Source organism: Streptomyces sp. NBC_00249 (assembly GCF_026342355.1).
Classification (GTDB): domain Bacteria; phylum Actinomycetota; class Actinomycetes; order Streptomycetales; family Streptomycetaceae; genus Streptomyces.
The window spans coordinates 447,756-473,734 of record NZ_JAPEMV010000005.1 but is presented as its reverse complement, the minus strand read 5'-3'; the positions used below and the strand labels follow the sequence as shown (position 1 = coordinate 473,734).

The window sequence follows — 25,979 nt, the reverse complement described above, 5'->3', positions numbered from 1 at the left end:
GATGCCTGGATGGGTGGATGGCGGCCGAAGGTAGCCCGCCCCTCCCTGACTGACCCGCCCCTCCCTCTCTCCGCCCCGTCCCGTTTCTTTGGGGGTTTCCCGGCAGTCTTCGTTTTTCCGGGGCGGGACGGTCTGTCAAGGGTGGCCGAAGGCCATCGCGAAGCGACGCGACCGAAGGGAGCGCCCTTGACAGGCCGGCCCGACCCGGAAGGACGATGAGACTGACGGGAAAGCCCCAACCCCTCCCTGAGACCGCCCGAGGGTGGATCCGGCGGCGCCTCCGTTCAGCTCTCCCGGCCCGGCGCGAAGGTTTCGTGGGCCGTCGTCAGGAACTTGCGGATCGTGTTCCGTTCGGCGGGGGAGAGGGGGGGCGAGGGCTTCGAGCAGGGCGGTGATCGACGGGCCGAAGAACTCCTGGCCCAGGCGGACCGCTTCCGGCCGGACGTGCAGGAGGATGCGGCGCCGGTCGTGGGTGTCGCGGGTGCTGCTCCAGGAGCGGACGGCCGGCTTTCCCACCGTCCGGCCGGTCACCGGGCCCCGCCCCGACCCGGCCGGGCTGCGGGGGACGCGGGTCGACGTCCTCGTCGCCGGGGGTGCCCGGTGCCACGACCCCGCCCGCGTGGCGCGCGCCGCGCGGGCGGCGCTGCCGGGCGCGCGGGTCGACGTACTGCCCCACGTGTCGCACCACGCGCTGCCCCTGGCGGCGGCCGGGGAGGTCGCCGCGTTCCTGGCCGCCGGCGGGGGATAGCCGCTGCTTCCGGAGCCCGGAAGCAGCGGCTCTTGGACGCGCGGCGCGCGCGGCAAACCTGGGGACATGGAGATCACCACGCGTCGGATACGCCTCGTCCACGGACCGGCCCTGCTTTCCACGGGCCTGCTCGCCGGGGCCCCAGCCCCCAGCCCCGCCCTCAGCCCTTGCGGGACAGGGCCTCGCGGACGGCCTCGTCCGTGCGGGCGATGACGGCGGTGCCGTCCTCGGCGGTGATGATCGGGCGCTGGATCAGCTTCGGGTGGGCGGCCAGGTGGGTGATCCAGCGCTGCCGGGCCCCCTCGGTCGCCTCGCGCGGCAGCTCCCGTACGCCGGTCTCCTTCGCGAGGGGGTCGGAGGTGCGCGTGATGTCCCAGGGCTCCAGCCCGAGGCGCCCCAGCACCTCGCGGATCTCGGCCTCGGACGGTACGTCCTCCAGGTAGCGGCGCACGGTGTACTCGGCGTTCTCCGCGTCGAGCAGGGTCAGCGCGGCGCGGCACTTCGAACAGGCGGGATTGATCCAGATCTCCATGCCCGCAAGGTTAGGCGGACTCCGCCCGGCCAGGGCTTTTGTCAGTGCCCCCCGGTAAAATCGAAGGAGAACGACAGGAAGCCAACTACCGTTTGGGAGGCTGTAGATGGCCGCTGCCGCGATCATTGTGATGCCGAGGAAGAAGCCGCTGCCCGCGGGTCTGCCCCGCGAGTGGTACGAGAGCCACAACCGCCGCCTGAAGGCGATGCGGCTGGCGATTTCCCTGCTCGACACCGGGACCTACGACGCCAAGCGCGCGACCAACCGCAAGATACGGACGATGGCGGTGCGGGTGGGCATCCACCGGCCGTCGAACCTCACCTGCAAGATGGTCCGGGCCTTCATCACGGCCAGCACCGGCTGACGCGTCGGCCAGGTGGCCGGCCGGCCGGCAGCTGGAGCTGTCAGCCGGCCGGCCTCACCTCACCTCACCGCTCCTCGAAGACAATCTCCGTCGGCCCGTGTGTCATCCGCACACTGTGATCGGTGACCCCGGTGGTGACCTCGACGACGTGGTGCAGGCCGCTGAGCAGCTCGGGCCTCCCCGGGATGAAGAACCGGTCCTCGGAGGCCCCTGCCAGGTAGGCGCGGAAGCAGGACAGGGAGGGGTCCGTCGGGTTGAGGTCCAGGTAGTCCTTCAGTCGGCGGAACAGCTTGGGCAGGATCACGGCCCCGTCGTCGGCGGTCAGCGAGGTCAGTCCGCAGATCTTGGTGCCGCTGAGGGTCGTGTCCTTCTCCCACACGCCCTTCCTGGCGGCCCGCGCCGCCTCGGCCGCGGCGGTGAGGGAGGCGCGCAGGCGCTCGGGGAAGGTGCTGTAGTAGGTCGGGTAGGCCATGCCCTGTTCGACCAGCTGGTAGTTGGCGGTCCTCTTCAGCTGCTCCTCCTCCAGCTCGACCTCGTAGCCGTTGAAGGCCGGCTGGAACTCGTGGCCGATCAGGGCGACGCACCGGCCGAAGAGGTCGGCGCCGTGCGTGAGGATGTAGCCCTTCACGACCTCGGGAGTGGTGCTGGTGATGGTCTCGGTCGCTTCGTCCCGGGTGAAGTCGGTGAAGCCGATCGCCTTCAGGAGCGCGTCGGAGGCCGCGCGGGCCTGGGGCAGGGGCTGGTGCTGCACCCCCGAGGGCGAGTCGTCGAGGCCGTAGTGGAGTTCCAGTGCGTCGATGCCTTCCAGGCGGATGGGGGCGTTGCCGCCCGTCCTCGGTACGACCGGCCTGGGACCGGGTACGCGCCTCCAGTCGGTCACGTCGTCCGGTGTGAAGGAGATGGTGTCGCCATCGGGTTTGGAGCCCTTCGCGCGGAAGGTTCCCCTGATCAGCAGCATCGGCATGGACATGGCGGCTCCCACGGGTGTCGGGACGAGGACGCGCAGTGCATGCCCCGTGAATCTAGGGACCGCGCGGCCCGCCGGACAACCGCTGTTCGAGGGACAGCATCAGCAGGGCCACGTCGTCGCGCGGGCCGCCCCGGGTGAAGGCCGCGAGGTCCTGCCAGACCGCCGGGACCAGGCCCGCCGCGTCGCCCGCGAGGACCGGGACGCGGGTGGCGAGCGGGTAGAAGTGGCCCGAGGAGTCCCGCGCCTCGGTCACCCCGTCGGTGTAGGCGAGGAGCCGGTCGCCGGGCAGCAGCGGGAGCTCCGTCACGGCCGGGAGGGCCGGCCGGCCGAGCCCCAGGCCCAGCGGAGGGCCCGGCTCCGTCTTCACCTCCGAGGCCGCGAAGTCCCGTAGCAGCAGCACCGGCGGGTGCCCGCACGCCACGATGCGTACGAGGTCCAGGCCCGGCGGGAACTCCAGCAGCACCGCCGTCGCGAACAGTTCCGGGCTGGAGTTCGCCGCCGAGTCCGCCGCCAGCCGCCGGTCCAGCCGGGCCGCGACCGCCGCCAGCTCCGGATCGTCCAGGACCGCCTCCCGGAAGGCGCCGAGCAGCGCGACCACCGTCCCGACCGCCGTCAGCCCGTGCCCCTGCACGTCCGCGACCACCGCCCGCACCCCGTACGGCCCGGCCCGTACGTCGTACAGGTCGCCGCCGACCAGCGTGCCGACCTGCGCCGCCCGGTAGAGGCCGGCGCAGCGCACCGGACCCACCCGCTCCGGCACGGGCGGCAGCACCGCCAGCTGGGCCGCCTCGGCGACCGTGCGGACGCTGACCAGCTGGGCGTCCCGGCGCCGCCGCACCCAGGCGATCACCACGCTGAGCAGGCCCACGGTGGCCACCGTGGCCAGGTCCGAGCCCTGGGCGTGCCCGACACCGAGCTCAGGCACCCCGAGCAGCAGCAGCACGGCGGCGGCGAAGACGGCGGTGCCGGGAGCCCCGTACGAGAACGCGGCCACGGCGGGCAGGGCGGCCAGGAAATAGCCCAGCTCGATGTTCCCCGGCGTCAGCCACTGGGCGAAGCAGAGCACCGCCATGGCCACCGCGGGCGCGAACCGGGCCCACCGCGGTGGCGGCGCCCCGTGCAGCCAGCCCGGATCCTGCCGTCCGCGTCTCACCCCTCCACCCTGGTACGGCGGCGGTGGCCGCGCACGCCGGGTGGCCCTGCCGGGCGCGGACCCCCACAGTGGTCCCGTGACGGACACGCAGAGCGCCGCCATCAGCACCCGGCTGAACTGGCTGCGCGCCGGGGTCCTCGGCGCCAACGACGGGATCATCTCGACGGCCGGCCTGGTCGTGGGCGTGGCCGGAGCCACCACCTCGCGCACCGCGATCCTGACCGCGGGAGTGGCCGGCCTCCTGGCGGGCTCCCTGTCGATGGCGGCGGGGGAGTACGTGTCGGTCAGCTCGCAGCGGGACTCCGAGCGGGCGGCACTGGAAGTGGAACGGCGGGAGCTCGCGGCGGAGCCGGAAGCGGAGCTCGACGAACTCACCGGCCTGCTCATGGGGCGGGGCCTCGACCACGCGGTGGCCCGGGAAGCGGCCGAGCAGCTCACCGAACGGGACGCGCTGCGGGCGCACGCGCGGGTGGAACTGGGCATCGAGCCCGACGAACTGGCGAACCCGTGGCACGCGGCGCTCGCCAGCCTGGTCGCCTTCACGGTGGGGGCGGTGCTGCCGCTGCTCGCGATCGTCCTGCCGGGGGCTTCGGGGCGGGTGCCGGTCACGGTGGGGGCGGTGCTTTGTGCGCTCACGCTGTGCGGGGTGCTCAGCGCGCGGCTGGGTGGGGCGCCGGTGGGGCGGGCGGTCCTGCGCAACGTCCTCGGCGGGGCCCTGGCCATGGCCGTCACCTACGCGGTGGGCACCTGGCTGGGCACCGCCTGACCCCTGCCCCTGCCCTGGCCGGGCGGTAGCGGATGTCCCGCTGCGCGGAGCCGTCCCCTACCCGCCCTTCCACCGTTCCCTGGGGCTCCGCCCCAGACCCCGCGCCTCAAACGCCGGCGAGGCTGAATTCGACCCGAGGGGTCGGGGACGGGGTGGGGTGTCGTCCGGGATGTAAAACGTGATTTGTTGGCGCGCGGTACCGCCACACCGACGCAGCTGCGGAACGGGCGCCATAAATCATGCCTATCCCGGACGGCACCCCACCCCGTCCCCGACCCCGCCCCCACCCACAGCCCCGCCCCGCCCGGCCCGGGCAGAGCCGGGGGAGACTGGGCGCATGCGTATCGCCATCACCGGATCCTCCGGTCTCATCGGGCAGGCCCTCGTACGCTCCCTCCTCGCCGACCGGCACGACGTCGTCCGTTTCGTGCGCCGTGCGCCCGCCGCCGCCGGGGAGGTGCGGTGGGATCCCCGGCAGGGGTACGTCGATCCCGCCGGGCTCGTCGGGTGTGACGCCGTCGTGCACCTGGCCGGGGCCGGGGTCGGGGACCACCGGTGGACGGCCGCGTACAAGAAGGAGATCCGCGACAGCCGGGTCCTCGGTACCGCCGCCGTAGCCCGCGCCGTGGCCGCCCTCGACACCCCGCCCCCCGTCCTGGTCTGCGGCTCCGCCGTCGGTTTCTACGGTGACACCGGCGACCGCCCCGTCGACGAGTCCGCCCCGCCGGGCCACGGCTTCCTGCCCTCGGTCTGCGTGGAGTGGGAGGCCGCCGCCGCCCCCGCCCGCGAGGCCGGGATCCGTACCGTGTTCGCCCGTACCGGCCTGGTGGTGTCGGGCCGGGGCGGGGCCTGGGGGCGGATGTTCCCCCTCTTCCGGGCGGGCCTCGGCGGCCGCCTCGGCAGCGGCCGCCAGTACTGGCCGTACATCTCGATGGCCGACGAGATCGCCGCCCTGCGGCACCTCATCGACACCCCCGCCCTGTCCGGCCCGGTGAACCTCACCGCCCCGCACCCCCTGACGAACCGTGAGATCACCGCCGCCATGGGCCGGGTCCTGCACCGCCCGACCGTGTGCGCCGTACCGGCCCCCGCGCTGCGCCTGGTCCTCGGCGAGTTCTCCCAGGACGTGCTGGTCAGTCAGCGGGCGCTGCCCGCCCGCCTGTTGGAGTCGGGCTTCGTCTTCCGCCACCCCACCATCGAGGAGTCGATCAGGGCGGCGCTGGCGTAGGCGCGCGTGGGCGCACCGCCCGACCACGTGCGACCGTTCGTGACCCGGATGCGACCGTCATGCGACCGGAGTTGTGCGCAATACCCGGCCGGACTCGGGTTCTCCTGGAGCCCGTTGGGGGAAGGAGGATCCCCACACAGCCGCGCCGACCTCGGGGAGGGGCACGTGCTCAGCAGCGCACACCATGCCGCACACCATGCGGACGTCGTCATCGTAGGAGCCGGGGTCTCAGGACTCGCGGCCGCACACCACCTGATCGCGGCGGGGGTCACGGTCATGGTCCTGGAGACCGCCGGTGATCCCGGAGGCCGGATGGCCACCGGCTCCGCCGACGGTTTCCGCCTCGACCGCATCGGCCAGCTCCTCAACACCTCGTACACCGAGCCGGCCCGCACCCCCGGCCTGTCGGGGCTGGTCCTGCGCCCCTTCGCCCCCGGGGTCCTGGTGCACGGCGCCGACGGCAAGCAGCAGCGGGCCGGGGCCCTCACCCCGGCCCGCGCGCTGGCCAGCGGCTCCCTGGACCAGGCCCGCCTCAGCGCGGCCCTCGGTCGGCTCGCCGCCCTGCCCCCGGACCGGGTCCTCGCCCGGCCCGAACGCACCGCGCTCGCCGCCCTGCGCACCCGCGGCCTGCCGCCGCGCACCGTCAACGGGGTCCTGCGCCCCCTGCTCGCCACCCTGCTGCGCGACCCGGACCTCGGCACCTCCAGCCGCGTCGCCGACCTGGCCCTGCGCACCTTCGCCCGGGGCCGCCTCGCCGTCCCCGAGGGCGGGGCCTCGGCCCTGCCCGACCTGCTCGCGGCCGCCCTGCCGCCCGGCACCGTCCGCACCGGCGTCAAGGTCCGCTCGGTGGCCACCAACCTGGTCACCACCGAGGAGCACGGCGACTTCGGCTGTCGCTCCGTCCTGCTGGCCACCGGCGCCCGCGCCGCGGCCGAACTCCTGCCCGGACTGCGGGTCCCGGCGTTCCACGAGGTCACCGTCATCCACCACGCGACGCCCGCGCCCCTGCCCTGGGACGGCTCGCTGCTCCTGGACGCCGACCCGAAGTGGCCGCTGGCCCACACCACGGTGATGAGCGCCGTCGACCCCACCCGGGCCCCGGCCGGCCGCAGCCTGGTCACCACCACCGTCCACGGCCCGCCACCGCCCGCCCGGACCGTCGCCTCGCGCCTCGCCCGGCTCTACGACACCTCGACCCGGGACTGGGACCTCCTGGCCGTCCACCACACCCCGGAGGCCGTCCCCGCGATGCCCCCGCCGCACGACCTGCGGCGCCCCGTACGGGTCCTGGCCGGGCTCTACGTCTGCGGGGACCACCGCGACTCCAACACCGTCCAGGGCGCCCTGCACTCCGCCCGGCGGGCCGCCACGGCCCTGCTCCGCGACTTCGGCGTCCCGCTCCCGTCCCATCCGGAACCCGCCGCCGCAGCGGCCTGAACCACCCGCGCCGGGGTCCGGCCCCTCCAGGGACCGGGCCCCGTGCGCACCACGGCCGCACACGACCGCGAGGGGCGCGTCGACATCACGACAGCGCGCTCACCCGGTCCCGGTAGGTCCGTACGGCCGACGCGTCCCGGTACGGCTCCAGCCGCCGTTCGAAGTCCCGTACGTACTCCACCGCGCGCACCGACCGCATCTCCATCGCCTGCTGCGCCGCCTCCGCGCCCAGCGCGCACGCCTGGTCGAGCTCGCCGAGCCCCAGCCGCGCCGTGGCCAGCACCACCCGGCAGAACAGCCGCGAGCGCGCGAACCCGGGCGCCCGCAGCTGCAACGACCGCTCGGCGTGCTGCGCCGAGGCCCGGTACTGCTGGAGGTCCCGGTGGCAGTGCCCGAACTCGTCCGCGAGCTGCGCCTCGTCGAAGGCCCGCGCCCAGTGCGGTACGTCGTCGCCGGGCCGGGCCGCGCCCAGCGCCCGTTCGGCCCGCACCAGCGAGGCCGTCGCCGCCCGGACCTCGCCCAGCACCGCGTGCCCGCGCGCCTCGGCGGCGTGCAGCAGGGCCTGCACCACCGGCGGCGGGCCGGAGCCCACGCCCTGCTGGGCGACCCGGGCCAGCTGGACGGCCTCCCGGCCGTGCCCGAGGTAGACGGCCTGGCGGCTCATCGTGACCAGCACGTACGAGCCGTAGGGCCGGTCCCCGGCGGCCTGCGCGAGGCGCAGCGCCTGGACGAAGTACCGCTGGGCCAGCCCGTGCGCGGCGATGTCGTACGAGGTCCAGCCCGCGAGCCGGGTCAGGTCGGCGGCGGCGGAGAACAGCCGCCGTCCGGTGGTTTCCCCGTAGGTGCCGCGGAGCATGGGTTCGGCCTCGTGCTCGAGGTAGCGCACCAGGGCCTGGCGGGCGTGCCCGCCGCCGTAGGCGTGGTCCAGGGTGCGGAACAGTTCGCTGACCGAGCGCAGCGCCGCGATGTCCCCGCCGGTGACGCGCTGGCCGGGGCCGCGGTCGATCTGCCGCTGCCGGGGTACGGAGGCGCGGCCCTGCGGGGGGACGCGGGAGGCGGCGGGGTCGGCGCCCCGTCCGACGCGTTCGTCGGCGCGGCCGATGAGCCAGTCCCGGCTGGGGACCACGAGCCCGGCCGGGGTGAAGGCGATCTTGCGGAGCTCGGCGTGCGAGCCGGAGTCCTTGCGCCACAGCCCGCTGGCGATGTCCACGGCCTCCTCGGGGGTGGCCGCGAACTCCAGCCCGGCGTACACGGGAGCGCAGGCGTCGAGGCCGAGGTCCTGGGCCGACAGCCGCCGCCCGAGGCGCCGGGTGAAGACCTCCGCGATCAGCGCGGGGGTGGTGCCGCGGGGCTGCTGGCCGCGCAGCCACCGGGTCACGGAGGTTTTGTCGTACCGCAGGTCCAGACCGTGCTCCAGGCCGAGCTGGTCGACGCGGCGGGCGAGCCCGGCGTTGGAGAACCCGGCTTCCGCGATCAGCGCCGCGAGCTGCCGGTTGGGGACGCGCTGGGCAGGTCGTTCCGTCATCGGCTCCACGGTTTCCTGACGTGACGGACCGGAGTCCCGGCCCTGTGAACGGCGTGAATGTAGCGGCGAACTCCGCCCGCACCGCCCTCTCTGCCCCACATTCATCCGATCGTGTGCAGAATGGGTAGGGCTCTTTACGGACCGACCCACTCCGTCCGCGTACGCTGCGGCCCATGACCCGCCGACCCCACGGGGCACATCCCCCCGACCTGTACGCGGAATCGACGACCCCGCTGCCCGCTCCCGAGCTCACCGAGGCCGAGTGCCGCCGGTGCGGCACCTACATCGCGGGACTGGACGGGCGTTACGCGTGCGGGGTCTGCGGCTGGGTCAACGACCACTCCGAGGGCCACCGCAGGCTGCCGAGGGCCGACGAGGACCCGGACCGGCCGCCGCAGGGCCGAAGGCGCCCCCGCCGGCTCCCGGGCCCGCCGCCCCCGGAGCATCCGCAGACCTGGGGAGCTGCCGCGGAACCGGCCTCCGAACCGGCCTCCGAACCGGCCGGGAAGCGGTCCGGGACAGGGGCCTGAGGGCCCGCGCACGGCCCGCCGTACTCTTGCCTGGGTGCGATACGTGCACACAGCAGGTTCAACGAGGAGGCGCTGCGGTGACTGAGCTCCGGTTTGTCCATCTGGGCTTCGGGCCTGAATCCGTCGAGTACACCGAGGCCTGGGAGGAGCAGCGGCGCGTGCACGCCGCCCGCTTCGCCGACGAGATCGAGGACACCTGCCTGCTGGTGGAGCACCAGCCGGTGTACACCGCGGGCCGGCGCACCGACCCGAGCGAGCGTCCGCTGGACGGCACCCCCGTCATAGACGTGGACCGCGGCGGGAAGATCACCTGGCACGGTCCGGGCCAGCTCGTCGGCTACCCGATCATGAAGCTGCCCCGCCCGGTCGACGTGGTCGCCCACGTGCGCCGCCTCGAAGAGGCCCTGATCCGCACCGCCGCCGAGTTCGGCGTGACGACCACCCGGATCGAGGGCCGCTCCGGCGTGTGGGTGCTCGGCGATCCGGTCGAGGACCGGCCGAAGATCGGCGGGCTCTCCCTGGACTTCGACCCGCGCCTGCACGACGACGAGTTCGACGCGCGCCTCAACGGCCCCGAGTACGCCCCGTCCAACGCCGGCCAGCGCCGCGAGGACCGCAAGCTCGCCGCGATCGGCATCCGCGTGGCCAAGGGCGTCACGATGCACGGCTTCTCGATCAACGTGAACCCGGACAACACCTGGTTCGACCGGATCGTCCCCTGCGGGATCCGCGACGCCGGTGTGACCTCGCTCTCCTACGAGCTCGGCCGCGAGATCACCATCGCCGAGCTGCTGCCGGTCGTCGAACGGCACCTGAAGGACGTCCTGGAGAACGCCGAGCTGCGCCCGCGCGAGATCGAGGCCGCCGCCGGGTAACCGGCGGGGGAATGCGTCCGCCCACCCCCGGGTTGGCCGACGTAAGAGCGTACGAAATTACGGGCGTACCCTGGTGGGCGCCGAAGAATCGAAGTCACAGGGAGCCGGTCGTGTCCGCAGTCGCACCCGACGGACGCAAGATGCTGCGCCTCGAGGTCCGTAACGCCCAAACCCCCATCGAGCGCAAGCCCGAGTGGATCAAGACCCGGGCGAAGATGGGCCCCGAGTACACCAAGATGCAGGCCCTGGTGAAGGGCGAAGGACTGCACACGGTGTGCCAGGAAGCCGGCTGTCCGAACATCTACGAATGCTGGGAGGACCGCGAGGCCACCTTCCTCATCGGTGGCGACCAGTGCACCCGGCGCTGCGACTTCTGCCAGATCGACACGGGCAAGCCCGAGGCCCTGGACCGGGACGAGCCGCGCCGTGTCGGCGAGTCCGTGGTCACCATGGACCTGAACTACGCCACGATCACCGGCGTCGCCCGCGACGACCTGGCGGACGGCGGCGCGTGGCTGTACGCGGAGACCGTGCGCCAGATCCACGAGCAGACGGCGGGCCGCGAGGCCGGCCAGACCAAGGTCGAGCTGCTGGCGCCCGACTTCAACGCGGTCCCGGAGCTGCTGGAGGAGGTCTTCGCCTCCCGCCCCGAGGTCTTCGCGCACAACGTCGAGACCGTGCCCCGCATCTTCAAGCGGATCCGCCCCGGCTTCCGCTACGAGCGCTCGCTGGACGTGATCACCAAGGCCCGCGAGTACGGCCTGATCACCAAGTCCAACCTGATCCTCGGCATGGGCGAGGAGCGCGAGGAGGTCAGCGAGGCGCTGCGCGACCTGCACGCGGCGGGTTGCGAACTCATCACGATCACCCAGTACCTGCGGCCCTCGCCGCGGCACCACCCCGTCGAGCGCTGGGTGAAGCCGGCCGAGTTCGTCGAGCTGGCGAAGGAGGCCGAGGAGATCGGCTTCTCCGGTGTGATGTCGGGCCCGCTGGTCCGCTCTTCGTACCGGGCGGGTCGTCTCTACACCCAGGCGATGGAGAAGCGCGCGAGCGTGTGACCCGCACTACGCAGTGGACTGTGTGAACTCACGCACAAAGTCCTACCAGGCAGTAACACCGCGCTGACGCGGCCCCTAGGCTCATTCGAGGAAGAGCCCGGTGGGCCGCGTCAGTGTTTGCGGCGAAAGGTCGTCAATCACATTTGACCGACCGGTCACGCCCTGGTAACACCAGTCAGTGACGCTGGGTCCACGCACCGCACACACCTCGATGCCAGCACCGAGAGAGGGATCGACATCATGCAGGCCGCGCCCGTCCGCGCCATCGCCATCCCGTCCTTCACCGAAGCCTTCCGCGGCATCGAGTCGCTGCTCATGAGCGGCGCCCGTCGCAACGCCTGGACGGCGGTCCTGGAGGACCGCCGCAGGGCCAAGGACCGGGTCGAAACCGAGCACGTACTCGAGGCCGCGGCCACCCGGACCCCACAGGCCACGTAAACTTCGCCTTATGGCGAGGAAGTCAAACGCAGAGACTGCTGCGAACCCCGGGCGACTGAAGCAGATCGCCCTGACGTACAAGATGACGCGCAAGGCCGACCCGAAGGTCGGTCTGATCGTCGCGGGCGTGGGAATCGTCACCTTCGGTGTCTTTCTTGCGATCGGCTTCCTGATCGACCACCCGGTCTACCTGGGCATCCTGGGCTTCCTGGTGGCGTTCCTCGCGATGGCGATCGTCTTCGGACGACGGGCCGAGCGGGCTGCCTTCGGGCAGATGGAGGGACAGCCGGGCGCGGCCGCGGCCGTACTGGACAACGTGGGACGGGGCTGGACGACCACCCCGGCCGTCGCGATGAACAAGAACCAGGACATCGTCCACCGGGCCGTCGGCAAGGCGGGCGTGGTCCTGATCGCGGAGGGCAACCCCAACCGGGTCAAGACGCTGCTCGCGGCCGAGAAGAAGAAGCTGGCCCGGATCATGCCCGACGTCCCGGTCCACGACTTCATCGTCGGCACCGGTGAGGGCGAGGTTCCGCTCAAGAAGGTCCGTACGACGCTGCTGAAGCTCCCGCGCGTCCTGGCCGGCCCGCAGATCACCCAGGTCAACGACAAGCTCCGGGCCATGGGCGACCTCATGAGCAACATGCCGGTGCCGAAGGGCCCGATGCCCAAGGGCATGCGCATGCCGCGCGGCGGAAAGATGCGCTGACCCTCTTTTCACATACGCATTTCGTATACACACAGGGGCGCCCCCGAGCCGCAAGGCATCGGGGGCGCCCCTGTGTCCGTCGTCCGTACGGGTCCTAGATGCGCACCTGGACCGCGCCGGCCAGCCGGTCGTGCAGCCCGCGCCCGTCCCGGTCCCAGATCAGCGCCGGGACCACCAGGACCAGCAGCAGGGTGCGGACGAGCACGCGGACGGGGCCGAGGCGGCCGCCGTCCTGCCCGATCACCCGGAGTCCGAGGATCCGCTTGCCGGGGGTGAAGCCCACGGTGCCCACGGTCAGCAGGGTCAGGGCCGCGAAGAGGCCCAGCGTCCAGTTGCCCGCGGCGGCCAGGTCGCCGCCCGTGATCAGCCCGTATGCGATCAGCTGGCAGCCCACCCAGTCGATGGCGACGGCGCCGAGCCGGCGTCCGAAACGGGCCACCGAGCCGGGCCCCGACTGCGGCAGGCCGAGCCGCTGGCCCGGATGGCCGAAGTCGACGCCCATGTCCTCGGCGGCCGCGCGGGGGCCGGAGAGCCAGGATCCGATTGCTTGCCTGTTGTCCACCCGTCCACGGTACCGGTGGCGCTCCACGCCCCTCGGGCGGGACCCTGGTTAACTTGTGCGAAACAAATGGGTCATGCTTGGGAAATCCCGTCTGCTTATGGTCGGGTCAGCGTGCGGCACCGCACTGACGCACCACGAGCTATAAAGCCCGTCCCTGCCCCGGGGCCGGGAGTAGGAGGAGTTGGATGTTCAAGAACGCCGACGAAGTGACGCAGTACATCAAGGAGAACGACGTCAAGTTCGTTGACGTCCGCTTCTGCGACCTGCCTGGTGTGATGCAGCACTTCACCATCCCGGGGCGCGCGTTCGACCCGAACGAGGAGCTCGCCTTCGACGGCTCCTCGATCCGCGGCTTCCAGGCGATCCACGAGTCCGACATGGCGCTGCGTGCCGACATCAGCACTGCGCGTCTGGACCCGTTCCGCAAGGACAAGACGCTCAACATCAACTTCTTCATCCACGACCCGATCACGGGCGAGGCCTACAGCCGCGACCCGCGCAACGTCGCGAAGAAGGCCGAGGCGTACCTCGCCTCCACCGGCATCGCCGACACCGCGTTCTTCGGCCCCGAGGCCGAGTTCTACGTGTTCGACAGCGTGCGCTTCGCGACCTCCGCGAACGAGAGCTTCTACCACATCGACTCCGAGGCCGGCGCCTGGAACACGGGCTCCGAGGAGAACAACCGTGGTTACAAGGTCCGCTACAAGGGTGGTTACTTCCCCGTAGCCCCGGTCGACCACTTCGCCGACCTGCGCGCCGAGATCTCCCTGGAGCTCGACGCCCAGGGCCTCCAGGTCGAGCGCCAGCACCACGAGGTCGGCACCGGCGGCCAGGCCGAGATCAACTACAAGTTCAACACGCTGCTCGCCGCGGCCGACGACCTGATGCTCTTCAAGTACATCGTGAAGAACGTCGCCTGGCGCAACGGCAAGACCGCGACCTTCATGCCGAAGCCGATCTTCGGTGACAACGGCTCGGGCATGCACGTGCACCAGTCGCTGTGGGCGAACGGCGACCCGCTGTTCTACGACGAGGCCGGCTACGCGGGCCTGTCGGACACCGCGCGCTACTACATCGGCGGCATCCTCAAGCACGCCCCGTCGCTGCTGGCCTTCACCAACCCGACGGTGAACTCCTACCACCGCCTGGTGCCGGGCTTCGAGGCGCCGGTCAACATGGTGTACTCGCAGCGCAACCGCTCCGCCGCCATGCGCATCCCGATCACGGGCTCGAACCCGAAGGCCAAGCGCGTCGAGTTCCGCGCGCCGGACCCGTCCTCGAACCCGTACCTCGCCTTCGCGGCGCTGCTCCTCGCGGGCCTCGACGGTGTCAAGAACAAGATCGAGCCGATGGAGCCGATCGACAAGGACCTCTACGAGCTCTCGCCCGACGAGCACGCGAGCGTCCCGCAGGTCCCGACCAGCCTCGAGGACGTCCTCAAGGCGCTGGAGGAGGACCACGAGTACCTCCTCGCCGGCGGTGTCTTCACCCCGGACCTGATCGAGACCTGGATCGACTACAAGCGCACGCACGAGATCGCCCCGATCGCGCAGCGTCCGCACCCGCACGAGTTCGAGCTCTACTTCGACCTCTAAACCGGGACTGTTTCAACCAGGCGTCGTGCCTGATGGAAGGCCCCCCGCCGCTCTCCCGGAGAGCGGCGGGGGGCCTTCTGCTTTTGACAGCCCGCCCGACCCGGGTGACCGTGGATAGGGACCTAAAAGCCCGATAAGCGAGACATGTTCGGAGGTGCATGAAGATGCGCCGTAGGATCATCGGTGCTGTTGTCGCAGGAGCCGCGGGGCTGACACTCGGCCTGCTGCCCCTCACCAGCGCGTCCGCCCACGACGGCGGCTGGGACTCACGGTCGAGTCACTCCCGGTACCACGACAACAACTGGGACGACGACGACTGCGGGAACGGCTACCGGCACGGCAACTGGAACGACCACGACTGGAACGACCACGACTGGGGCCGCTGGGACAACGCGAACTGGCGCCACGACGGTGACTGGGGAGGCTGGCGCTGAACCTGCTGCCGAAAATCCCTCCCTCTTCCGATGCCCCTGCCCCGCTCAGCGGAGCAGGGGCATCGCGCCGGTCAGCTCGCGCAGGCAGTGGACCGCCAGGTCGGCGGGGGAGCCGGGACCCGAGACCGGGGCGTCGCCGGCCGACCAGACCTCCAGCGCGACCCGGATCGCGTCCGTGGCGGCCGCGGCCAGCAGGCGTACCGACACCACATCGGCGTCCGGCCCGGCGAGCCGGGCCACCACCGGCACCAGGCGCTCCTCCGACTCCTGGTTCACCCGGTACCAGACGGCCCGCAGCGCCTCGTCGCCCGTGGCCGCGCGCAGCAGCCCCCGGGTGACCTTCAGTCCCTCCTCCACCGCCTGCGAATCGCTCAGCGACCGGGTCACCGCCCGCTCCAGGGCCGCGGCGAGGGGGGTGCCGGGGTCCTCCTCGGCGAGCAGGGCGCGCCAGGCGTCGCCGCCGCCCGCCAGCAGCGGGGCCACGGCCTCCTGCTTGTTGCGGAAGTAGCGGTAGAACGTGCGCAGTGCCACGCCGGCGCGGTGGGCGATGTCCTCGGCGGTGGTGCCGTCGGGACCGTGCTCGGCGAAGAGCTCGCAGGCCGCGCGGGCGATGTCCAGCTGGGTGGCGGCCTTGCGGCGCTCGGTCAGCGACTGTGCTCCGGGGCCGGCCTGGGGGGAGTACGGGCGGGGAGATCTCACCGGTGAAGCGTACCGTCCGGCATGTCCGGCGATTGCATCGAGTGACAGACTGGCAAAACGTGCCATCTAGCCCGTACGCTCGCCCCATGAACCGTTACGAAGGACGTCGCGTCCTCATCACCGGTGGCGGGTCCGGCATCGGCCAGGCCTCCGTCCACCGCATCCTGTCCGAGGGCGGCCGCGTCCACGCCGTCGACGTCAACGAGGAAGGCCTCAAGGCCACCGCCGGGCAGGCGGCCGCCGCCGGCCACGCGGACCGGCTGACCACCGCCGTCCTGGACATATCCGACGAAGCCGCCGTCAAGGCAGGCGTCGCCGCCGCCGTCGACGCCCTCACCGGCATGGACGTCCTGGTCAACGCGGCGGGCATCCTGCGCTCCGCGCACACCCACCAGACCACCCTGGACTTCTGGAACAAGGTCATCGCGGTCAACCTGACCGGCACCTTCCTGATGATCCGCGAGTCCCTCCCGGCGCTGCTCGCCGGCGACCAGCCGGTCGTCGTGAACTTCAGCTCCACCTCGGCGACCTTCGCCCACCCCTACATGACCGCCTACGCGGCCAGCAAGGGCGGCATCCAGTCCATGACCCACGCCCTGGCCGCCGAGTACAGCAAGCAGGGCCTGCGCTTCGTCTCCGTGGCCCCCGGCTCCATCGAGAGCGGCATGACCACCGGCAACGGCCCCGGCCTGCCCGAGGACACCGACTGGAGCCTGTTCGCCAAGCTCGCCCCGGCCCTCGGTCAGGGCTTCGCCGGCCCCCAGACCGTGGCCGGCGTCGTCGCCATGCTCGGCTCCGAGGACGGCGCCTTCATCACCGGTACCGAGATCCGCATCGACGGCGGCACCCACTACTGAGCCCCGGCGTCAGCCCCTGAAGCGGTCCCACAGCCGGGGGAAGCGCTCCGCCAGCACGGCTTCGTCCTCGAAGTCCAGCGCAGCGCCCTCCGGCTCCGCCGCCTGGAGCGGGACCCCCAGCTCCGGCGCCACCGCGCCCGTCAACTGCTCGTACGCCTCGTCGGCCGCGTACCCCAGCTCCTCGCCGTCCCCGTCGATCTCCTCGTCGAACTCCCCGAGCAGCTCCGCCAGCTGGTCCGGGTCGTGCACCCCGCCCTCGAAGACCTCCCGGCCCTGCCCGATCAGCCAGCACCGGAAGTAGTCGAAGGCGTCGTCGCTCGCCCCGTCCAGGAGCACCCACGCCGCGCCCCACAGGTCCCAGGTGTACGCCCGGTTGTAGCGCGACTCGAAGTGCCGCGCGAAGTCCAGCACGGAGTCGGGATCGAGCTGTGCCAGCCGTTCCACCAGCAGCTCCGCGTGCTCCTCGGGGTCGCCCTCGGCGGCCTCGCGGGTACGGTCGACGATCTCCCAGAACTCCGTCTCGTCCATCACCGCTCCAGCATCACGGGTCCACCCCCGCGCCGCCACCGCGCATACGGCCAAAGGCCGGTGTCGGACCCCCGCCTGGCCGCATACTCGGACCCACGGCACGGCAGCGGGGGAGGGGTGCTGATGCGGGGCGAATTGCTCGAAGGCCGGTACCGGCTGGAGGAGCGGCTGGGCGGGGGCGGCATGGGCGAGGTCTGGAGCGCCCTGGACGTACGGATGATGCGGCCGGTCGCCGCCAAGCTCGTCGAGAGCGAGCCGGGAATGGACGCGGCGCAGGTCGAACAGCGGTTCACCCACGAGGTGCGCTCGGCGGCCAACCTCCCCCACCGGCACACGGTGACCGTCCACGACTGCGGCGAGGCCGTGCTGGGGCGGCGCAGGCTGCTCTACCTGGTGATGGAACGCCTCGACGGCAGCACGCTCGCGCAGATCTTCTGCGGCCCCGGTCGAGTTCCCTGGTACGACGTGGCGAACTGGGCCGGCCAGATCGCGACCGCCTTGTCCGCGGCGCACGAGCGCGGCATCATCCACCGGGACGTCAAGCCGCAGAACGTGATGCTCACCGATGCCGGCGTGATCAAGGTCCTGGACTTCGGCCTCGCGAAGATCCTCGGGGAGACCCTGCGCGTCGCGGACCTCACCGTCACCGGGACCGCCATGGGCACCTACGCGTACATGTCCCCCGAACAGTGCCGGGGCGACTCCGGCATCGACCACCGCGCGGACCTCTACAGCCTGGGCTGTCTGATCTACGAGGGCCTCACCGGCCACCCGCCCTTCGCGAGCCCCACGCCGGTGGCGCTGCTCTACCAGCACGTGCACGAGCCGCCCCGCCCCCTCCCCCCGGGCAGCGCCCCCGCCGGCCTCGCCGACCTGGTCATGAGCCTCCTGGCCAAGGACCCGGCATACCGCCCGCCCGACGCGGCCACCGTCGTACGGGAACTGAACCGCCACCTGGCCGCGTACCGGCCGCCCGCGAGCGTACGGGGCGGCGCGGACGCCGCGACGGAAGTGGCCCGGATGCGGGCCGAGGCCGAGAGGGAGATCGCGGAGCTGCGCGAGACGGCCACGCGCGACGCGATGACCGTCCGCGCGGCCGCACAGCGGGACGCGGCGTCCAAGCGCGAGGAGGCCGATGCCCTCTTCGAGGAGACCCGCGCCAAGGCCGCCCAGGCCGCCATGGAGTTCGAGACCGGCCTGGCCAGGCGGCGCGAGCAGTCCGAGCGCGACCTGGCCTCGCGTCAGCAGAAGGCCGTGAAGCGCCTCGAGGAGATCGAGTACCGTGCCGAGCAGCTGCGCCTCGAGGCCGAGAATCTCCGCACGGATGCGGACCGCCGGGCCCGTCAGACGTTGGAGACCGCGCAGGGTCAGGCCGAGGACATCGTGGCCGGCGCCGGCGCCGACGCGGACCGGATCCGCAGAGAGTCCGAGCGCGAGCTGGCGGCGCTCACCAACCGCCGCGACTCGATCAACGCCCAGCTGACCAACGTCCGCGAGATGCTGGCGAAGCTGACCGGAGTGGCGGTCGCGGCGGTCGAGGCCCAGGGGAGCCAGGTGCGGTCCCCCAGAACGCCGTGAGGCGGCCCGCCCGCCCCCTGAAGGGGTGGGCCGGGCCGCCTCACGGACGGGTACGCGGGGCTCAGAGGCCGTAGCGCTCCCGGGCCTCCTTGACGGAGGACGCCGGGACCTCGCCGCGGCGGGCGAGCTGGGCCAGCGAGGCCACCACGATCGACTGGGCGTCGACACCGAAGTGGCGGCGGGCGCCCTCGCGGGTGTCGGACAGACCGAAGCCGTCCGTACCGAGCGAGGTGTAGTCCTGCTCGACCCACTGGCTGATCTGGTCCGGGACCTGACGCATCCAGTCGGACACGGCGAGCACCGGGCCCTGGGCGCCTTCCAGCGCGCGGGTGACGTACGGGGTGCGGACCTCGCCGCGCAGCAGCGCCTCGTCGCACTCCAGCGCGTCGCGGCGCAGCTCGCCCCACGAGGTCGCGGACCAGACGTCGGCCGAGACGTTCCACTCGGCGGCGAGCAGCTTCTGCGCCTCCAGGACCCAGTGGATCGCCGTACCCGAGGCCATCAGCTGGATCTTCGGCGCGTCGGCGGCCGGGGCCGCCTCCGCCAGGTCGGCCGCCGTGTTGAAGCGGTACAGACCCTTGATGATGCCCTCTTCGACACCCTCCGGAATGGCGGGCTGGACCTTCGGCTCGTTGTAGACCGTCAGGTAGTAGAAGACGTCTTCCGGCTTCTCGCCGTACATCCGGCGCAGACCGTCCTTGACGATCACCGCGATCTCGTACGCGAAGGCCGGGTCGTAGTTGAGCGACGCCGGGTTCGTGGACGCGATCAGGTGCGAGTGGCCGTCCGCGTGCTGGAGGCCCTCACCGGTCAGCGTGGTGCGGCCCGCGGTGGCGCCGACGATGAAGCCCTTGCCGAGCTGGTCGGCGAGCTGCCACATCTGGTCGGCGGTGCGCTGCCAGCCGAACATCGAGTAGAAGATGTAGAACGGGATCATCGGCTCGCCGTGCGTCGCGTACGACGTGCAGGCGGCGATGAAGTCGGCCATGGCGCCGGCCTCGGTGATCCCCTCGTTGAGGATCTGGCCGTCCTTGGCTTCCTTGTAGTACATGAGCTGGTCGCGGTCGACCGGCTCGTACGTCTGGCCCAGCGGCGAGTAGATGCCGGCCGACGGGAAGAGGGACTCCATACCGAAGGTACGGGCCTCGTCGGGGACGATCGGCACCCAGCGCTTGCCGGTCTCCTTGTCCCGCATCAGGTCCTTGACGAGCCGGACGAAGGCCATGGTGGTGGCCATCTCCTGCTTGCCGGAACCCTTGAGCAGCGGGGCGAAGGAACGGTCCGCGGGGGCGGGCAGGGCGACCTGCTTGACCTTGCGGGCCGGGGCGGGCCCGCCGAGCGCCGCGCGGCGCTCGTTCAGGTACTGGACCTCGGGGCTGTTCGCGCCCGGGTGGCCGTAGGGGACCACGCCGTCGGCGAAGGCGCTGTCCGGGATCGGGAGGCCAAGGAGGTCACGCATGTCCTTGAACTCGTCGATCGTCAGCTTCTTCATCTGGTGGTTCGCGTTCTTCGACTCGAACCCGGCACCCAGCGTGTAGCCCTTGACGGTCTGCGCGAGGATGACCGTCGGCGCGCCCTTGTGCTCCAGGGCGGCCTTGTACGCGGCGTAGACCTTGCGGGGCTCGTGGCCGCCGCGGGAGCTGTGGAAGCACTCCGCGATCTTCGCGTCGGACAGCACACCGGCGAGCTGGACCAGCTCGGGGTTCGCGCCGAAGAAGTGGTTGCGGATGTAGGCCACGTCGCGGGTCGCGTACGTCTGGAACTGCGCGTCGGGTACCTCGCGCAGGCGGCGTACCAGGGCGCCCGTGGTGTCGAGCTGGAACAGCTCGTCCCAGGCGGAGCCCCACAGCGACTTGATGACGTTCCAGCCGGCGCCGCGGAACTGGGCTTCCAGTTCCTGGACGACGCGGAAGTTCGCGCGGACCGGACCGTCGAGGCGCTGCAGGTTGCAGTTGATGACGAAGGTCAGGTTGTCGAGCTGCTCGCGGGAGGCCAGGGCCAGGGCGGCGGTCGACTCGGGCTCGTCCATCTCGCCGTCGCCCAGGAAGGCCCAGACGTGCGAGTTGGCGGTGTCCTTGATGCTGCGGTTGTGCAGGTAGCGGTTGAAGCGCGCCTGGTAGATCGCAGACAGCGGGCCGAGGCCCATGGAGACCGTCGGGAACTCCCACAGCCACGGCAGGCGCCGCGGGTGCGGGTAGGACGGCAGGCCGTTGCCGCCGGACTCCTGGCGGAAGTTGTCGAGCTGCTGCTCGGAGATGCGCCCGTCGAGGAAGGCGCGGGCGTAGATGCCGGGGGAGGCGTGGCCCTGGATGTAGAGCTGGTCGCCCGATCCGTCGGCCTCCTTCCCGCGGAAGAAGTGCTGGAAGCCGGTCTCGTACAGCCACGCGGCGGAGGCGAAGGTGGCGATGTGGCCGCCGACGCCGTACTTGGAGCCGCGGGTGACCATGGCGGCCGCGTTCCAGCGGTTCCAGGCCGTGATCCTGGCTTCCATCGCCTCGTCACCCGGGAACTCGGGCTCCGCGGAGGTGGGGATGGTGTTGACGTAGTCCGTTTCCAGCAGCTTGGGCAGGGCGAGGCCCGCGGCTTCGGCGTGCTGGAGGGTACGGCGGAGCAAGTACTCGGCGCGGCGCGTACCGGCGGCCTTTGCGACGGCATCGAGGGAGGCCGCCCATTCGGCGGTCTCCTCCGTGTCGCGGTCCGGGAGCTGGTCGAGCTCGCTCGGAAGCTTTCCTACGGGGTCGGACATCGGTGTGCGCCGCCTTCCGGACAAAGGAGAGGTGGTGGTGAAGAAAACCCTGACGGGCAGGACAGGGTCGATGGACCCGGGTGGGGTCCGCGTTGACTGTAAAGCGCTGATCGATGATCGATCAAATAAAAGTGACGAATAAATGTCACTACGACGAAAGTCGGCACCCGGTGCCATGAAGTCAGGCACGCGGTGCCGGTGGTTCCGCCGGTGTGATCAGTACAGGCCGCAGCGGTAGCGGCCCCCTGGAGAGCCGCTCAAAACCGCAGGTCAGACGGTGTTTCACCGGGTAATGCGTCCGGCCCGCCACCAGGGCGGGCCGGATGGGTCAAGGGGAAATCAGGCGCGCGGGGCGCAGCCCAGGACGTGCCGCTTCACGAGCAGCCCGATGTCCGGATCCTGGGCACGGAAGGCCGCGACGAGGGCTTCGTGTTCCTCCGCGTAGGACTTCTGGACGGTTCCCAGCCACCGGATGGACAGGGCCGTGAACACCTCGATGCCCAGGCTCTCCCAGGTGTGCAGGAGCACGCTGTTTCCGGCCGCCCGGACCATCTCCCGGTGGAAGCCCACCGTGTGCCGCACCTGCGCCGTGCCGTCCTCGGTGCGGTCGGCCTCCCACAGGGCCGCCACGTGCGGCTCCAGGGCCGTGCAGTCGGCCGCCAGCCGGGGCGCGGCCAGCTCCGCCGCGATCTGCTCCAGGCCGGCCCGGACCGGGTAGATCTCCTCCAGGTCGGCCGCGGAGAGGTTCCGTACGCGGACCCCCTTGTTCGGGGCCGACTCGATCAGCCGCAGCGTCTCCAGCTCGCGCAGGGCCTCCCGTACGGGCGTCTGGCTGACCTCCAGCTCCACCGCGATCCGCCGCTCGACGATCCGCTCGCCGGGCTTCCAGCGGCCGCTGACGATCCCCTCCACGATGTGCTCGCGGATCTGCTCGCGCAGCGAGTGCACGACGGGTGGGGTGATCATCGGCGCTTCAACTCCTGGGTGGGGGCACACGGGGCCTGATGCGTAGACAATACGGCCGCCGTGGCCTGCTGCGTTGCGTTCCCGGTCAGGGACTGCGGGTGAGGCTCGTTACAAAGACGGCGCCCCCGCCCGGACGAATCCGGGCGGGGGCGCCGTAAGCGACAGCCGGGGCTGTGCGCGGGGCCTTACAGGCTCAGCTCAACCTCGTTCAGACCCTCTCGGTCTCAGAGACCGAGCTCGACCTCGAACTCGCCGGCCTCGAGGATGGCCTTGACGGCCGAGAGGTACCGGGCCGCGTCCGCGCCGTCCACCAGACGGTGGTCGTAGGACAGGGTCAGGTACGTCATGTCCCGGATGCCGATGTTCGTGCCCTCGGCGGTCTCGATGACCACCGGGCGCTTGACCGTGGCACCGATGCCCAGGATGGCGACCTGGTTCGGGGGCACGATGACGGTGTCGAACAGCGCACCGCGCGAGCCGGTGTTGCTGATGGTGAAGGTCGCGCCCGACAGCTCGTCCGGCGTGATCTTGTTGCCGCGGACCTTGGCGGCCAGGTCGGCGGTCGCCTTGGAGATGCCCGCCAGGTTGAGGTCACCGGCACCCTTGATGACCGGGGTCATCAGGCCCTTCTCGGAGTCCACGGCGATGCCGATGTTCTCCGAGTCGAAGTAGGTGATGGTGCCCTCGTCGTCGTTGATCCGGGCGTTGACGACCGCGTGGGCCTTCAGCGCCTGGGCAGCGGCCTTGACGAAGAACGGCATCGGGGACAGCTTGACGCCCTCGCGGGCGAGGAAGCCGGCCTTGGCCTTCTCGCGCAGCTTCATGATCTTGGTGATGTCCACCTCGACCACGGAGCTGAGCTGCGCCTGCGAGTGCAGGGCCTTCATCATGTTGTCGCCGATGACCTTGCGCATGCGGGTCATCTTGACGGTCTGACCGCGCAGCTCGGAGACCGCGGCGGCCGGAGCCTTCGCGGCGGGAGCGGCGGCCGGAGCCGGGGCGGCAGCGGCGGCCTTGGCGGCCTCGGCGGCGGCCAGGACGTCCTGCTTGCGGATACGGCCACCGACACCGGTGCCCGAGACCGTGGACAGGTTGACGCCGGACTCCGAGGCGAGCTTGCGCACCAGCGGGGTCACGTACGCGCCCTCGTCACCGGCGGAGACCGGAGCGGCGGGGGCGGCAGGGGCGACCGCAGCCGGAGCGGCGACCGGGGCCGGAGCGGCCACGGGAGCCGGGGCGGCGACCGGAGCCGGGGCGACCGGAGCCGGGGCGACCGGAGCCGGGGCGGCCACGACCGGAGCCGGGGCAGCGGCGGCGGGAGCCGCGACCGGGGCCGGGGCAGCGGCGGCGGGAGCCGCGGCCGGAGCAGCGCCCGCGACACCGATGACGGCCAGACGGGCGCCGACCTCGGCGGTCTCGTCCTCGCCGACCACGATTTCCAGCAGGGTGCCGGAGACCGGGGCGGGGATCTCGGTGTCGACCTTGTCGGTCGAGACCTCCAGCAGCGGCTCGTCGGCCTCGACCGACTCGCCGACGGCCTTCAGCCAGCGGGTGACGGTGCCCTCGGTGACGGACTCGCCCAGGGCGGGGAGCACGACATCGGTGCCGGACGCGGCGGGCGCGGCGGCAGCGGGGGCGGCAGGGGTCTCGGCCGGTGCGGGGACGGCCGGGGCCTCGGCGACCGGCGCCGGAGCGGCGGCCGGGGTCTCGACGGCGGCCGGAGCCGCGGCCGGGACCGGGGCGCCGGAGCCGTCGTCGATGACGGCCAGCTCGGCGCCGACCTCGACGGTCTCGTCCTCGGCGACCTTGATGGAGGCCAGGATGCCGGAGACGGGGGAGGGGATCTCGGTGTCGACCTTGTCGGTCGAGACCTCGAGCAGCGGCTCGTCAGCCTCGACGCGCTCGCCCTCGGCCTTCAGCCAACGGGTGACGGTGCCCTCGGTGACGCTCTCACCGAGCGCCGGAAGGGTTACGGAAACCGACATGGTTTCTGTTGCTCCTAACGAAAGTGCGGAAGTGGTCGTCGCGCCCAGTGACGATTAGTCGTGTGCGTGCAGCGGCTTGCCGGCGAGGGCCAGGTGGGCCTCACCCATCGCCTCGTTCTGCGTCGGGTGCGCGTGGATGAGCTGCGCGACCTCGGCCGGCAGGGCTTCCCAGTTGTAGATCAGCTGGGCCTCGCCGACCTGCTCGCCCATCCGGTCACCGACCATGTGGACGCCGACCACGGCACCGTCCTTGACCTGGACGAGCTTGATCTCGCCCGCGGTCTTGAGGATCTTGCTCTTGCCGTTGCCCGCAAGGTTGTACTTCAGGGCCACGACCTTGTCCGCGCCGTAGATCTCCTTGGCCTTGGCCTCGGTGATGCCGACGGAGGCGACCTCGGGGTGGCAGTACGTGACGCGCGGAACACCGTCGTAGTCGATCGGGACGGTCTTCAGACCGGCCAGACGCTCCGCTACCAGGATGCCCTCGGCGAAGCCGACGTGCGCGAGCTGGAGGGTGGGGACGAGGTCACCGACGGCCGAGATGGTCGCCACGTTGGTCTGCATGTACTCGTCGACCAGGACGTAGCCGCGGTCCATCGCGACGCCCTGCTCCTCGTAGCCCAGGCCCTGGGAGACGGGGCCGCGGCCGATGGCGACCAGCAGCACCTCGGCCTCGAAGGTCTTGCCGTCGGCCAGCGTGACGCGCACGCCGGTCTCGGTGTACTCGGCCTTCTCGAAGAAGGTGCCGAGGTTGAACTTGATGCCCCGCTTGCGGAACGCGCGCTCCAGCAGCTTGGAGCTGTTCTCGTCCTCCACCGGAACGAGGTGCTTGAGGCCCTCGATGACGGTGACGTCGGTGCCGAAGGACTTCCACGCCGAGGCGAACTCGACGCCGATGACGCCGCCGCCCAGGATGATCGCGGACTGCGGCACGCGGTCCAGGACCAGCGCGTGGTCCGAGGAGATGATGCGGTTGCCGTCGATGTCCAGGCCCGGCAGCGACTTCGGCACGGAGCCGGTCGCCAGCAGGACGTGGCGGCCCTGGATGCGCTGGCCGTTGACGTCGACGGAGGTCGGCGAGGAGAGGCGGCCCTCACCCTCGATGTACGTCACCTTGCGGGAGGCGACCAGACCCTGCAGACCCTTGTACAGGCCCGCGATGATCTCGTCCTTGTACTTGTGCACACCCGCGATGTCGATGCCCTCGAAGGTGGCCTTCACACCGAACTGGGCGGCTTCGCGCGCCTGGTCCGCGATCTCGCCCGCGTGCAGCAGAGCCTTCGTGGGGATGCAGCCGTTGTGCAGGCAGGTGCCGCCGAGCTTGTTCTTCTCGATCAGCGCAACGTCGAGACCCAGCTGGGAGGCGCGCAGCGCCGCGGCGTAACCGCCACTGCCACCGCCGAGGATCACTAGGTCGAAAACGGTGCTGGCGTCGTTCGCCACGTCACGTCCTCCATGCATGTGCGCCGGGCACCGGTCCTCTGTGACCGGGCGGCGGCTGGTAATCGGCCGCTTGTTTCTTCGGCCCTGTGGTGGGGGCCCTGTCCTGCCGAGAACCCATCTTCGCATTTGTCGGGGGAACGCGGGACGCCGGGCCCCGGGTGTGGACCGTCGTTCCGCCCGAAGTGGGGGTTACCACTGCGTAGAAACCTACCGACCCTCCAGGTTTCTTCCAGAGCGAACGCGCCCCGGGACC

General features: G+C 71.6%; 24 protein-coding genes and 2 pseudogenes. 15 read left to right on the top strand and 11 right to left on the bottom strand.

The window, feature by feature from the left end:
* The first annotated feature begins 454 nt into the window (after positions 1–454).
* The gene (locus OOK31_RS23940; protein WP_267089350.1) at positions 455–748 is read left to right on the top strand and encodes a hypothetical protein; all 294 of its coding nucleotides are present in this window, start codon (positions 455–457) and stop codon (positions 746–748) included.
* A 160-nt stretch (positions 749–908) separates the two neighbouring features.
* On the opposite strand, the gene OOK31_RS23935 is transcribed toward OOK31_RS23940, so the two are convergent.
* The gene (locus OOK31_RS23935) at positions 909–1,280 is read right to left on the bottom strand and encodes an ArsC/Spx/MgsR family protein (RefSeq protein WP_267089349.1); all 372 of its coding nucleotides are present in this window, start codon (positions 1,278–1,280) and stop codon (positions 909–911) included.
* A gap of 106 nt (positions 1,281–1,386) precedes the next feature.
* On the opposite strand from OOK31_RS23935, the gene OOK31_RS23930 reads away from it, so the two are divergent.
* Positions 1,387–1,644, top strand: coding sequence for a hypothetical protein (locus OOK31_RS23930; RefSeq protein WP_267089348.1), 258 nt, complete (start codon positions 1,387–1,389; stop codon positions 1,642–1,644).
* 64 nt (positions 1,645–1,708) lie between these two features.
* On the opposite strand, the gene OOK31_RS23925 is transcribed toward OOK31_RS23930, so the two are convergent.
* Both OOK31_RS23925 and OOK31_RS23920 read right to left on the bottom strand, forming a co-directional pair.
* Positions 1,709–2,614, bottom strand: a complete 906-nt coding sequence (locus tag OOK31_RS23925; protein WP_323188247.1) for a thermonuclease family protein — start codon at positions 2,612–2,614, stop codon at positions 1,709–1,711.
* Positions 2,615–2,666: 52 nt separating this feature from the next.
* Positions 2,667–3,767: a PP2C family protein-serine/threonine phosphatase gene (locus OOK31_RS23920; RefSeq protein WP_267089347.1), complete on the bottom strand. Its 1,101-nt coding sequence runs from the start codon at positions 3,765–3,767 to the stop codon at positions 2,667–2,669.
* A 76-nt stretch (positions 3,768–3,843) separates the two neighbouring features.
* Here OOK31_RS23920 and OOK31_RS23915 point away from each other — a divergent pair, with 76 nt between their 5' ends.
* The 3 genes from OOK31_RS23915 to OOK31_RS23905 all read left to right on the top strand — a co-directional run bounded on the left by OOK31_RS23915 (position 3,844) and on the right by OOK31_RS23905 (position 7,198).
* Entirely contained in the window at positions 3,844–4,533 is a 690-nt protein-coding gene (locus tag OOK31_RS23915; protein WP_267089346.1) for a VIT family protein, read from the top strand.
* Between the two features lie 337 nt (positions 4,534–4,870).
* On the top strand, positions 4,871–5,761 hold the full coding sequence (locus OOK31_RS23910; RefSeq protein WP_267089345.1) for a TIGR01777 family oxidoreductase: 891 nt from the start codon (positions 4,871–4,873) through the stop codon (positions 5,759–5,761).
* A gap of 165 nt (positions 5,762–5,926) precedes the next feature.
* Positions 5,927–7,198 (top strand): FAD-dependent oxidoreductase, encoded by a 1,272-nt coding sequence (locus OOK31_RS23905; RefSeq protein WP_267089344.1) that lies wholly within the window; start codon positions 5,927–5,929, stop codon positions 7,196–7,198.
* Between the two features lie 85 nt (positions 7,199–7,283).
* On the opposite strand, the gene OOK31_RS23900 is transcribed toward OOK31_RS23905, so the two are convergent.
* Positions 7,284–8,723: a regulator gene (locus tag OOK31_RS23900; protein ID WP_267089343.1), complete on the bottom strand. Its 1,440-nt coding sequence runs from the start codon at positions 8,721–8,723 to the stop codon at positions 7,284–7,286.
* A 173-nt stretch (positions 8,724–8,896) separates the two neighbouring features.
* On the opposite strand from OOK31_RS23900, the gene OOK31_RS23895 reads away from it, so the two are divergent.
* The 5 genes from OOK31_RS23895 (at position 8,897) to OOK31_RS23875 (ending at position 12,333) form a co-directional block, all read left to right on the top strand.
* Positions 8,897–9,253, top strand: a complete 357-nt coding sequence (locus tag OOK31_RS23895) for a hypothetical protein (protein ID WP_267089342.1) — start codon at positions 8,897–8,899, stop codon at positions 9,251–9,253.
* A gap of 77 nt (positions 9,254–9,330) precedes the next feature.
* Positions 9,331–10,128 carry a lipoyl(octanoyl) transferase LipB gene (lipB, locus tag OOK31_RS23890; RefSeq protein ID WP_267089341.1) on the top strand — a complete coding sequence of 266 codons (798 nt, stop codon included), beginning with the start codon at positions 9,331–9,333 and terminating at the stop codon, positions 10,126–10,128.
* A 110-nt stretch (positions 10,129–10,238) separates the two neighbouring features.
* Positions 10,239–11,186, top strand: coding sequence for a lipoyl synthase (lipA, locus tag OOK31_RS23885; protein WP_267089340.1), 948 nt, complete (start codon positions 10,239–10,241; stop codon positions 11,184–11,186).
* 240 nt (positions 11,187–11,426) lie between these two features.
* Entirely contained in the window at positions 11,427–11,624 is a 198-nt protein-coding gene (locus OOK31_RS23880) for a hypothetical protein (RefSeq protein ID WP_030233071.1), read from the top strand.
* Between the two features lie 10 nt (positions 11,625–11,634).
* Positions 11,635–12,333 (top strand): DUF4191 domain-containing protein, encoded by a 699-nt coding sequence (locus tag OOK31_RS23875; RefSeq protein WP_267089339.1) that lies wholly within the window; start codon positions 11,635–11,637, stop codon positions 12,331–12,333.
* Between the two features lie 94 nt (positions 12,334–12,427).
* Here the strand turns inward: OOK31_RS23875 and OOK31_RS23870 are convergent, their stop codons facing one another.
* Entirely contained in the window at positions 12,428–12,895 is a 468-nt protein-coding gene (locus tag OOK31_RS23870) for an RDD family protein (RefSeq protein WP_267089338.1), read from the bottom strand.
* A 185-nt stretch (positions 12,896–13,080) separates the two neighbouring features.
* Here OOK31_RS23870 and glnA point away from each other — a divergent pair, with 185 nt between their 5' ends.
* A complete protein-coding gene (gene glnA / locus OOK31_RS23865; RefSeq protein WP_267089337.1) occupies positions 13,081–14,490 on the top strand; it encodes a type I glutamate--ammonia ligase in 1,410 nt (469 codons plus the stop codon).
* Between the two features lie 164 nt (positions 14,491–14,654).
* Positions 14,655–14,924, top strand: a complete 270-nt coding sequence (locus OOK31_RS23860; protein ID WP_267089336.1) for a hypothetical protein — start codon at positions 14,655–14,657, stop codon at positions 14,922–14,924.
* A gap of 45 nt (positions 14,925–14,969) precedes the next feature.
* On the opposite strand, the gene OOK31_RS23855 is transcribed toward OOK31_RS23860, so the two are convergent.
* On the bottom strand, positions 14,970–15,623 hold the full coding sequence (locus OOK31_RS23855; RefSeq protein ID WP_267089335.1) for a TetR family transcriptional regulator: 654 nt from the start codon (positions 15,621–15,623) through the stop codon (positions 14,970–14,972).
* An 86-nt stretch (positions 15,624–15,709) separates the two neighbouring features.
* On the opposite strand from OOK31_RS23855, the gene OOK31_RS23850 reads away from it, so the two are divergent.
* Positions 15,710–16,480 (top strand): SDR family NAD(P)-dependent oxidoreductase, encoded by a 771-nt coding sequence (locus tag OOK31_RS23850; RefSeq protein ID WP_267089334.1) that lies wholly within the window; start codon positions 15,710–15,712, stop codon positions 16,478–16,480.
* Positions 16,481–16,489: 9 nt separating this feature from the next.
* Here OOK31_RS23850 and OOK31_RS23845 read toward each other — a convergent pair whose 3' ends face one another.
* Entirely contained in the window at positions 16,490–17,008 is a 519-nt protein-coding gene (locus OOK31_RS23845) for a DUF4240 domain-containing protein (RefSeq protein ID WP_267089333.1), read from the bottom strand.
* Positions 17,009–17,131: 123 nt separating this feature from the next.
* Between OOK31_RS23845 and OOK31_RS23840 the strand changes: the two are divergent.
* Both OOK31_RS23840 and OOK31_RS23835 read left to right on the top strand, forming a co-directional pair.
* Positions 17,132–17,914, top strand: a pseudogene (locus OOK31_RS23840) (serine/threonine-protein kinase); the annotation flags it as partial.
* Between the two features lie 117 nt (positions 17,915–18,031).
* A pseudogene (locus tag OOK31_RS23835) lies at positions 18,032–18,586 on the top strand (cellulose-binding protein); the annotation flags it as partial.
* Positions 18,587–18,647: 61 nt separating this feature from the next.
* Here OOK31_RS23835 and aceE read toward each other — a convergent pair.
* The 4 genes from aceE to lpdA all read right to left on the bottom strand — a co-directional run bounded on the left by aceE (position 18,648) and on the right by lpdA (position 25,726).
* Complete coding sequence (aceE, locus tag OOK31_RS23830; protein WP_267089332.1) at positions 18,648–21,332, bottom strand: pyruvate dehydrogenase (acetyl-transferring), homodimeric type; 2,685 nt, start codon at positions 21,330–21,332, stop codon at positions 18,648–18,650.
* Positions 21,333–21,671: 339 nt separating this feature from the next.
* Positions 21,672–22,295 carry a GntR family transcriptional regulator gene (locus tag OOK31_RS23825; protein ID WP_267089526.1) on the bottom strand — a complete coding sequence of 208 codons (624 nt, stop codon included), beginning with the start codon at positions 22,293–22,295 and terminating at the stop codon, positions 21,672–21,674.
* A 227-nt stretch (positions 22,296–22,522) separates the two neighbouring features.
* Positions 22,523–24,283: a 2-oxoglutarate dehydrogenase, E2 component, dihydrolipoamide succinyltransferase gene (sucB, locus tag OOK31_RS23820; RefSeq protein ID WP_267089331.1), complete on the bottom strand. Its 1,761-nt coding sequence runs from the start codon at positions 24,281–24,283 to the stop codon at positions 22,523–22,525.
* Between the two features lie 54 nt (positions 24,284–24,337).
* Positions 24,338–25,726: a dihydrolipoyl dehydrogenase gene (gene lpdA, locus OOK31_RS23815; RefSeq protein WP_267089330.1), complete on the bottom strand. Its 1,389-nt coding sequence runs from the start codon at positions 25,724–25,726 to the stop codon at positions 24,338–24,340.
* Positions 25,727–25,979 lie beyond the last annotated feature (253 nt).